This is a genomic window from Rhodococcus sp. EPR-134, assembly GCF_001647205.1.
GTDB lineage: Bacteria > Actinomycetota > Actinomycetes > Mycobacteriales > Mycobacteriaceae > Rhodococcus_F > Rhodococcus_F qingshengii.
The window spans coordinates 1-8,431 of sequence record NZ_LVCT01000403.1 but is presented as its reverse complement, the minus strand read 5'-3'; the positions used below and the strand labels follow the sequence as shown (position 1 = coordinate 8,431).

8 protein-coding genes are annotated in these 8,431 nt (G+C 63.8%); 2 read left to right on the top strand and 6 right to left on the bottom strand.

Going from position 1 to position 8,431, the window contains the following annotated elements:
- Positions 1–192: nitroreductase/quinone reductase family protein (locus tag A2J01_RS18555; RefSeq protein WP_156519308.1), on the bottom strand; the 192-nt coding region annotated here is incomplete at its 3' end.
- A gap of 186 nt (positions 193–378) precedes the next feature.
- On the opposite strand from A2J01_RS18555, the gene A2J01_RS18550 reads away from it, so the two are divergent.
- The gene (locus A2J01_RS18550; RefSeq protein ID WP_003941759.1) at positions 379–612 is read left to right on the top strand and encodes a hypothetical protein; all 234 of its coding nucleotides are present in this window, start codon (positions 379–381) and stop codon (positions 610–612) included.
- Between the two features lie 94 nt (positions 613–706).
- Here A2J01_RS18550 and dnaE read toward each other — a convergent pair whose 3' ends face one another.
- The 5 genes from dnaE to lspA form a co-directional block, all read right to left on the bottom strand.
- The gene (dnaE, locus tag A2J01_RS18545; protein ID WP_003941755.1) at positions 707–4,243 is read right to left on the bottom strand and encodes a DNA polymerase III subunit alpha; all 3,537 of its coding nucleotides are present in this window, start codon (positions 4,241–4,243) and stop codon (positions 707–709) included.
- Between the two features lie 99 nt (positions 4,244–4,342).
- On the bottom strand, positions 4,343–5,281 hold the full coding sequence (rarD, locus tag A2J01_RS18540; protein ID WP_064113284.1) for an EamA family transporter RarD: 939 nt from the start codon (positions 5,279–5,281) through the stop codon (positions 4,343–4,345).
- A gap of 11 nt (positions 5,282–5,292) precedes the next feature.
- The gene (locus A2J01_RS18535) at positions 5,293–5,976 is read right to left on the bottom strand and encodes a hypothetical protein (protein WP_064113283.1); all 684 of its coding nucleotides are present in this window, start codon (positions 5,974–5,976) and stop codon (positions 5,293–5,295) included.
- Positions 5,973–6,899, bottom strand: coding sequence for an RluA family pseudouridine synthase (locus A2J01_RS18530; protein WP_007733161.1), 927 nt, complete (start codon positions 6,897–6,899; stop codon positions 5,973–5,975). The genes A2J01_RS18535 and A2J01_RS18530 overlap by 4 nt, the downstream gene beginning before the upstream one ends.
- The gene (gene lspA, locus A2J01_RS18525; protein WP_064113282.1) at positions 6,896–7,597 is read right to left on the bottom strand and encodes a signal peptidase II; all 702 of its coding nucleotides are present in this window, start codon (positions 7,595–7,597) and stop codon (positions 6,896–6,898) included. Before lspA ends, A2J01_RS18530 begins: the two co-directional genes overlap by 4 nt.
- A 68-nt stretch (positions 7,598–7,665) precedes the next feature.
- Between lspA and A2J01_RS18520 the strand changes: the two genes are divergently transcribed.
- The coding region (locus A2J01_RS18520) for a hypothetical protein (RefSeq protein WP_064113281.1) at positions 7,666–8,431 on the top strand (766 nt) is incomplete at its 3' end.

Here is an 8,431-nt window from a genome sequence, read left to right as displayed (position 1 = left end):
CGAACCGTCGTGCTCGACCCGCATCAGCGGCGTCTTCCTGACCTTGCCGGACTTTGCGCCGATGGTCGTGAGAACGACGACGGGCATGCCGTTCATGTCGTTTCCCTCGGTGCCACCGGAGTTCTCGATGCGTGCGACCTGATCGGCGGCCCACGACGCTGGACTGGGTTCGTACTCACCTGTGATTGGCATGTGTACCAGTGAACACCCACTCGAGCACCTTGGCCACCGAACCACGCCGACCAGGCCTGTCGCCCGCGCACTCCCCTGGTTGATCGATTAAGTGAGCTGCCGATCAATAAAGTTCGCTTGCCCGAACTCTCATCTCTGGCTACTCTGAAACCACAGCTTCGAACTGCCGTATCGGAAAGGGACGAGATGACCACCGCAGATATCTCCACTCGCGAATCACGCCCCTCCCCCGACTATTGCGTCGATCTGGCCGGAACTCGGTGGCCGCTGTACAAGATCGAAGCTCTCGTGGTCGGGTTCGTGCTGTTCGTCGTCGCCGGTGCCGTCACGCAGTCGATGCAGGTGGCCGTACTGACTGCCGCAACGGCCGCTGTAGTCACGTGGTGGGTACGGCGCGTGCACTACTCACGCACCACCTGATCACCGCACTCCCCCGAACTCCCGCGAACCGAACGAAGGGACCTTGCTGCATCAGCAGCAAGGTCCCTTCGTTCGGTTCAGGTCCGCTCGGCGGTCAGACCGTCAGGCAACTCGGTCCGAGCAATGCCTTCAGGTCGCCCATCAGTGCCGAGGACGGTTCGACCCGAAGGACGTCGTCGACCTTCCACAAGCTGATTTCGGTTCCGCCGATCAGTCGGACATGGACATCGGACGTCCCCGGATGCCTGGTCAACACCTGCTTGAGAGCACTGAGCTTGTCCTTGGTGCATTGCCGAAGCGGCAGCGAGACCGACAGCGGACGCGCAACCCCGATCGCCGAAATATCAGGTACCGCAAGGTCGTTGCCGATCAGTGACATCCGATCGTCTCGGATCGAAACGCGAGCCTTGACCAACACGATGGCATCCTCGGCGATGTCCATTCCGTACACGGCGTACGCCTGCGGGAAGAACAGCACCTCGATTCCACCCACGAGATCTTCGAGCTGCACGATGCACCAGGTCAGACCGTTCTTGTTGACCCGGCGGTCCACCGAGGCGATGATGCCGCCGAGAGTTACCTGGGCACCGTCCTGGACGCCGCCTTCCAAAATCGCGGCGATGGACGTGTCGGACTGCTGGCGAAGAATGTGCTCGACGCCGTTGAGCGGGTGACCGGAGACATACAGCCCCAGCATCTCTCGTTCGAGCGCCAGGCGATGCTTGGAATCCCACTCTTCGTCAGGAATCTTGACATCGAACACCGAGGTGATCGACTCGTCCGCCTCGGCACCGCCGAAGAGGTCGAACTGTCCGATCGCCTCCGCCTTCTTGGTGCTCATCACGGAATCGATGGCGTCGGCATGGACCAACATCAGGCCCTTGCGCGGATGACCCAACGAGTCGAAAGCACCGGCCTTGATGAGCGATTCGGTGACCTTCTTGTTGCAAGCCATCGCGTCGATCTTGCCGAGATAGTCGGAGAAATCTGTGAACTTCGACTTCTCGGTGCGCGCCTTGATGATCGAGGCGACGACGTTGGCGCCGACGTTGCGTACCGACCCCATACCGAAACGGATGTCGTCGCCGACGGTCGCGAAGTCGACGCGTGACTCGTTGACGTCCGGCGGGAGAACGGTGATGCCCAACTTGCGGCAGTCGGCGAGATAGATCGCGGACTTGTCCTTGTCGTCACCGACGGAGGTCAGCAGACCCGCCATGTACTCGGCCGGGTAGTTCGCCTTGAGGTACGCAGTCCAGTACGACACGAGTCCGTAGCCGGCGGAGTGCGACTTGTTGAACGCGTAGCCGGCGAAGGGAAGGACCGTGTCCCACAGCGCCTTGATGGCGGCTTCGCTGAAGTTGTTGTCCAACATGCCCTGCCGGAAGCCGGCGTAGGCCTTTTCCAGCTCGGACAGCTTCTTCTTACCCATCGCGCGACGCAGCAAGTCGGCCTGACCCAGGGTGTACCCGGCCACCTTCTGCGCCAGTTGCATGATCTGCTCCTGGTAGATGATCAGGCCGTAGGTCTCGGAGAGGATCTCCGCGAGCGGCTCCTCCAGTTCGGGGTGAATCGGCTTGACGTCTTCCAAGGCGTTCTTGCGCTTGGCGTAAGAGATGTGGGCGTCCACACCCATCGGTCCCGGTCGATACAGCGCCAAGGCGGCGACGATGTCGCCGAATCCGGTGGGCTGCATCAGTTTCAGCAACTCGCGCATACCGCCGCCGTCGAGCTGGAACACACCGAGAGTGTCACCGCGGGCGAGCAGTTCGTATGTTGCCGCATCGTCCATCGGCAAAGTGTCGAGGTCGAGGTCGATGCCGCGGTTGGCTTTGATGTTCTCGAGCGTGTCGCCGATGACCGTGAGGTTTCGCAGACCGAGGAAGTCCATCTTGAGCAGGCCGATGGCTTCACACGAAGGGTAGTCCCACCCGGTGATGATTGCGCCGTCCTGGGCGCGCTTCCAGACCGGGATTGCGTCGGTGAGCGGTTCGGACGACATGATGACCGCGCAGGCGTGCACACCGGCGTTACGGATCAGCCCCTCCAGACCCACCGCAGTCTTGTAGATCTTCGCGACGTCCGGGCTGGAGTCGATGAGTGCTCGAACCTCGACGGCCTCCTTGTACCGCTCGTGCTTCGGATCGGTGATACCGGAGACAGAGATGTCCTTGGCCATGATGGGCGGCGGGAGTGCCTTGGTGATCTGATCGGCGATGGCGAAGCCCGGCTTGCCGAACTGGACGCGAGCCGAGTCCTTGATGGCAGCCTTGGTCTTGATGGTGCCGAAGGTGATGACCTGGGCGACCTTGTCGTTGCCCCACTTGTCCGTCGCGTAGCGAACCATCTCGCCGCGACGGCGATCATCGAAGTCGATATCGATATCGGGCATGGACACACGCTCGGGGTTGAGGAATCGCTCGAACAGCAACCCGTACGGGATGGGGTCGATGTTGGTGATACCCATCGCGTAGGCCACCAACGAACCGGCAGCCGATCCACGGCCGGGCCCGACACGGATCCCGACGTCCTTGGCGTGGTTGATCAGGTCGCCGACCACGAGGAAGTAGGCCGGGAAGCCCATTTCGTTGATGACGCCGATCTCGTAGTCGGCGCGGGCGAGATACTCCTGCGGCGGTCCGCTCGGGAATCGGCGATCGAGTCCGCGCATCACCTCGGCGCGCAGGAAGGTCTGCTGCGTGTGTCCCTCCGGGACCGGGAAGATCGGCATGCGGTCGTGGAACGCCCACACGTCCTCGTACGACTGCACACGCTCGCCAATTGCAACGGTGTTGTCGCATGCCCCCGGTACCTCGTTGTCCCAGATGGCGCGCATCTCGGCAGCGGACTTGAGGTAGTAGCCGTCGCCGTCGAACTTGAAGCGAGTGGGGTCGGAGAGCGTCTTGCCGGTCTGAATGCAGAGCAGCGCCTCGTGATTCTCGGCGGCGTCCTTGGTGACGTAATGGCAGTCGTTGGTGGCAAGTGGCGGAATACCGAGTTGCTTGCCGATGTCGAGCAGACCCTCTCGCACACGGCGCTCGATCGAGAGACCGTGATCCATCAGTTCGAGGAAGAAGTTGTCCGGGCCCCAGATCTCCTGCCACTTCGCGGCAGCTTCGAGAGCCTCGCGATCGTGACCGAGACGAAGGCGGGTCTGGATCTCACCGGACGGGCAACCCGTGGTGGCGATGATGCCCTCGGCGTGCGCGGCGATGAGCTCCTCGTCCATCCGTGGCCATTTACCGAGCTGGCCCTCGATGGACGCGAGCGACGACAGCTTGAAGAGGTTGCGGAGTCCGGTCGCGTTCTCGGCCACCATCGTCATGTGGGTGTACGCACCGCTACCGGAGACGTCGTCGGACTTCTGGCTGCGATCGCCCCACAGAACTCGCTTGGTGTTGAAGCGAGACTCGGGTGCGATGTAGGCCTCGATGCCGATGATCGGCTTGATGCCGGCGCTCTTTGCCTCGTTGTAGAACTGGCTGGCGCCGTACATGTTTCCGTGGTCGGTCATGCCGACTGCGGTCATTTCGAGACGAGCGGCCTCCTCGAACATGGCGCCGACCTTGGCCGCACCGTCGAGCATCGAGTACTCGGTGTGATTGTGAAGATGTACGAACGAGTCAGCCACGTGCGCCTCTCTGAAGGTCTGGGAGCGAGATCGAGTGTATGCCGCGCTGCCGACACGACCGGCGACCGACGTAGCGGAGTCGCCGTGCGCCGCCTCCGGTCACGTGACCGGAACCTCGGGTTCGGCGCTCGACCTCACCGAACGCCGCGAACGTCGACTGGCGACGAAGGTGTCTGTCGTGAAGATCACCAGTGCAGCCCAGATCAGAACGAAGCCGATCCACCGTGACGCCGGCATGTCCTCGTGCATGACGGCCACACCCCACGCCATCTGGAGCGCCGGGGTGAGGTACTGCAGCATGCCCATCGTCGCCAACGGAACTCTCTGAGCGGCGACGCCGAACAGGAGCAGCGGCAGCGCGGTGACCGGGCCGGCGGCAAGCAGCAACAGGCTGTGCCCGGTACCGCTGCTGATGAATGCACCGGCCCCGGTCAGGCCGAGAAACACGAGGTAGCCGACCGCGAACGGTGCGGCAACGACTCCCTCGGCAGTCAAACTGGTTCGAGGATCGAGCGGAACCACCTTCTTGACCAACCCATAGGTGGCAAACGAGCCGGCGAGCAGCAAAGCGACGATCGGAGGTTTCCCGAAGTCGACCGTGATCACCACAACTGCCGTGGCAGCGAGAACGAGCGCGGCGATCTGGGCGGGACGCAGTCGTTCGCGGAAGATCACGACGCCGAGCAGAACGGTGACCAGCGGGTTGATGAAGTACCCGAGAGCCGCCTCCACGACGCGGCCTGACACCACGGCATAGATGTACGTCCCCCAGTTCACGGCGATCGCCGCTGACGCCGCGGTCACCAGCAGCCAGGTGCGTGCGCTGATTCCGCGAAGCGATCCGAGGCGGCCGGCAAAGGCCAACACGATCAGCATCAACAGAAGGGTCCACACCACCCGGTGCGCCAGGATCTCGACCGGATCGGCGAAGTCGAGTAGTCCGAAGAATGCCGGGAACGTTCCCCACAACAGGAACGCCGCCACACCGTAGAGGATCCCCGAGGACGAACCGGACCTAGCGCGTTCGTCCTTGTTCACAGAACCGGAGTTCACGGGACCGGGCCGTCGTCGGGGCCGGGAGCAACGACGTCCACGTACTCCGGCAGCAAGGGGCGGACGGCTGCCAGCCACGGCGAGGCGTCGGACGGCAACGCTTCCACTGCACGGACGTTCGAGTCATGTTCGATCGCTTCGAGTCCTTCGGGAGTAGCTCGCACCAGCACGCCCACCGCGCAGGCGCACCCGGCGGACAATCGCTTCGCCGACGCGAGCGCCACCTGTTGCTGACGATCGGTGTCGCCGCCGAGCGAGACCAGTCGCGTGGCTGCAACCCCGGGCGATCTGCGCACTGCTTCGTCGTTGTCGGGCACGGGCACCGACATGAGCGGCGTCTGGACGCGTTCGATCGGAACTCGGAACATGACCCTGGACACGCGAACGCCCGAGACCTCAGCGCCCGGCACCTGAACACTGCTGGTCGACGTGATGACCTCGCCGACGGTGAGTGCCTTCGTGAACGAGACCAACGCCCACGCCGGCCCGTCGACCGACGCAACAGAATCTCGCGCTCGGTCGAGGTAGTCCGGGACAGCTTCCCCGCTGTCCGGACCCAGAGTGTCCGTCCGGATCGGCGGGGTCGGCACGGGATTCGCGAACCCCACGCCCACCACCGCCGCCACACCGACCACCACCGCGACGACGGCCGGCGCGGGGGTAAGCCCGCGCGGTGTCATGAGGACCGGAGAACTTCGAGTGCGTGTTCGAGATCCTTCGGGTACTTGCTCTTGATCTCGACCCAGCGACCGTCCGCCGGATGTGCGAATCCAAGAGACACGGCGTGCAACCACTGGCGCTCGAGGCCGAGCCTTTCGGCAAGTCGAGGGTCCGCGCCGTAAGTCAGGTCGCCGCAGCACGGATGGCGCAACGCCGAAAAGTGGACACGGATCTGGTGTGTGCGACCGGTTTCGAGGTGCACGTCCAGCAGACTCGCTGCCTGGAACGCCTCGATGGTGTCGTAGTGCGTGACGCTGGGCTTGCCGTCGGCCGTGACCGTGAATCGCCAGTCGTTCCCGTGATGGCGTCCGATGGGCGCGTCGATCGTTCCGCTGCTCGGGTCGGGATGTCCCTGCACGAGAGCGTGGTAGCGCTTGTCGATGGTCCGCTGCTTGAAAGCGCGCTTGAGCAACGTGTACGCGCGCTCGGATGTGGCAACCACCATGACACCCGACGTTCCGACGTCCAGACGGTGGACGATGCCCTGACGCTCGTGGGCACCGGACGTCGAGATGCGGAAACCGGCCGCGGCAAGTCCGCCGATGACGGTCGGTCCCGTCCACCCGACGCTGGCGTGCGCGGCAACTCCGACGGGCTTGTCGACTGCCACGACGTCGTCGTCGGCGTAGAGGATCTCCATTCCCTCGACCGGTGTCGCTTCGATGGTCAGGGGCCGCGGCGGTTCGGGCAGGACTACCTCGAGCCACGACCCTGCGGTCAGACGATCGGACTTGCCGACGGCCACACCGTCGACGAGTACCGAGCCTTCTTCCGCGAGTGTCGCGACCACGGTGCGCGAGAGTCCGAGAAGGCGCGCGAGGCCGGCATCGACGCGCATGGCATCGAGACCGTCGGGCACTGGCATCGAACGGGATTCCCTCACTTGGTTTCTCCCTCGGCTGCAGCCTTCGATTCGGTGAGCTTCTTGTCGTCCGCCTTGTGATCACGCAGGCGTTCACCGTTGGGTTCGAAGCCGAACAGTGTCAGGACGACGAGCAGAATCGCGCCACAGACGATCGCGGAATCCGCGATGTTGAACACCGGCCACCAGCCGACGGAGACGAAATCCACCACATGTCCGCGCATGATTCCGGGAGAGCGGAAGAATCGGTCGACGAGGTTACCCAGCGCGCCGCCGAGAACGAGGCCGAGACCGAGCGCCCACCACGGTGATCGGAGCGTGCGACCGATCTTGATCACACCGATGACCACACCGATTGCGACGAGAGTGAGGATCCACGTCATCGACGTCGCCATCGAGAACGCTGCCCCCGGATTGCGCACCATCGTGAATGTGACCACGTCACCGATGATTTCGATCGGCTGCCCCGGTTTGACCGCGGCGACTGCCCACACCTTCGTGAGAATGTCCGAGAGCAGGATGACAGCGGCGATGGCAATGAGCATGGTCAGCCGGCGGGGCTTTTCGACCGGCGCAACCGCCAGGTCACCGTCTTCCGATTTCACGGCTTCCGATTTCACGGCTTCCGGTTTCACGGTTTCGGGCTCGTCGGCCTTCGAGATTTCGGTAATCGGCTGATCCTCCGCGTTGACATCTCGGTCTGGGTGGTCTGTACTCACGCAACCATCATCCCTCATGTTCACCGCACCGGGTCACGCACTCTGCAACTGCGGCTAGCCTGGAGCGCGTGCCACTGCTGTCCACGACCGGCCGACGCGTTCCGTTCGCCCTCGCTGCCCTCGCTCTCACCACCGTTCTCACCGCTTGCGGCGACTCGGATCAACCTCCGAACACCCCGACCTCCTCGCCGAGTGAGGTGACTGTTCCGGTGACCGCCGCGACGGTCGAAGTTCTCGAGGCGGGAAGCGAGCCGCGCGAGGTTTTGCGTACGAACTTGCCTGTCGGCACCACGCAGACGGCGACGCTCGTCACCCAGGCCGTCGTGAGTCAGCAGATCGATCAACAACCGGCGCAGGATTTCTCTTCGCCGGAGATCACGATCCCGCTCTCGGCAAACGTGACCGCTGACGATCCCACCGCAGTCGTTGACCTCACGCTGTCGTCGATGACCTCGCCCGATGCAACGCTGCAGGCTGCGCTGAGCGGGGCCGACGGGTCTGCAGCCGGATTGTCGGTCACGGATTCGGGCGCCATCACCGCCCTACGGTTGAAGCCCTCCGCCAACTCGGCCAATGCTGCCCGCGCTGCAATCGAACAAGCGCTGGGCCAAGCGGTCTACCGGACCGTCGCACTCCCCGACGCTCCGGTCGGTGTCGGCGCACGTTGGGTGGTTCGGCAGCAAGTCAGCAGCGAAATCCTGCTCGATCAGACAACCACCGTCACGCTCACCGCGCGCGAGGGCAATCGGCTTTCGCTCGCGGTGGACGTATCGCAGACCCCGCAGAGCCCGGTCTGGAACCTGGCCGGTGACGCCGGAACGCTGAACATCGATC

Excerpts from the sequence above, each read along its gene's own strand:
- A2J01_RS18550 (WP_003941759.1), top strand. The coding sequence starts at position 379 with ATGACCACCGCAGATATCTCCACTCGCGAATCACGCCCCTCCCCCGAC.
- A2J01_RS18535 (WP_064113283.1), bottom strand. The coding sequence starts at position 5,976 with ATGACACCGCGCGGGCTTACCCCCGCGCCGGCCGTCGTCGCGGTGGTG.